This is a genomic window from Pseudolactococcus plantarum, from assembly GCF_002441715.1.
Taxonomy (GTDB): domain Bacteria; phylum Bacillota; class Bacilli; order Lactobacillales; family Streptococcaceae; genus Pseudolactococcus; species Pseudolactococcus plantarum.
In genome coordinates this window covers 1-836 of record NZ_JXJX01000032.1, presented here as the reverse complement: position 1 = coordinate 836, position 836 = coordinate 1, and the positions used below count along the sequence as shown (strand labels likewise).

Sequence of the window (836 nt, the reverse complement as noted above, 5' to 3'; positions counted from 1 at the left end):
GTTCCCCTTGAGGTTCAAAACCGAAAGAACGTCCATCTCGCAACATCAGATTGCTTAGTTATCGCTTGTTACCTATGGGGCGTACTGCATTTTAGTGAAACGCTTAAAGCTAAGCACCAATTGGCTCAAAGTTTATTTCCTAATTTCCTAGAATATTTTCGCTTTGTCCGCCGTTGTAATGCCCTCTTACCGAGTATCCAAGTCATTCGCCAAGCACTCGTCTTTAAAGAGGTTGAAGGAATTAGTGTATCCATTATTGACAGCTTCCCCATTCCTTTGTGTCAGCCTATTCGTAATTTCAGAAGCAAAGTTCTTCGAGATTATGCAAATGTTGGCTACAATGCTACAAAGGGACAGTACTTCTATGGATGTAAATGTCATGCTTTAGTCAGTGAATCAGGCTACGTCATAGACTACACAATTACTCCTGCTTCAATGGCAGATAGTTCAATGACCGAGGAAGTGTTGAGTCAATTTGGGACACCAACAGTCCTTGGAGATATGGGATATCTAAGTCAGTCACTGCATGATAGGCTGGAATTAGAAGGAATTGATCTAATTACACCTGTCAGGAAGAACATGAAGCAAAAGAAAATCCTTTTCCCTAATTTTTCAAAACGTAGAAAAGTGATTGAGCGAGTTTTCTCTTTTTTGACAAATCTAGGAGCTGAGCGTTGTAAAAGTCGTTCGCCTCAAGGTTTTCAATTGAAATTAGAGATGATACTTTTAGCGTATTCTTTACTGTTAAAATCAGCTAAATCACTGGAACCAGAGACTTTAAGATATTCTATCGGGTATCAAGTCATGGCTAAATAATCAACTAGCAATTCGGGTTT

1 protein-coding gene is annotated in these 836 nt (G+C 39.2%); it reads left to right on the top strand.

The genetic code is table 11. The features are described from left to right. Positions 1-816, top strand: an 816-nt coding sequence (locus RU87_RS09460) for an IS982-like element ISLll1 family transposase (protein ID WP_096835859.1), incomplete at its 5' end; no start/stop codon positions are given. Positions 817-836 lie beyond the last annotated feature (20 nt).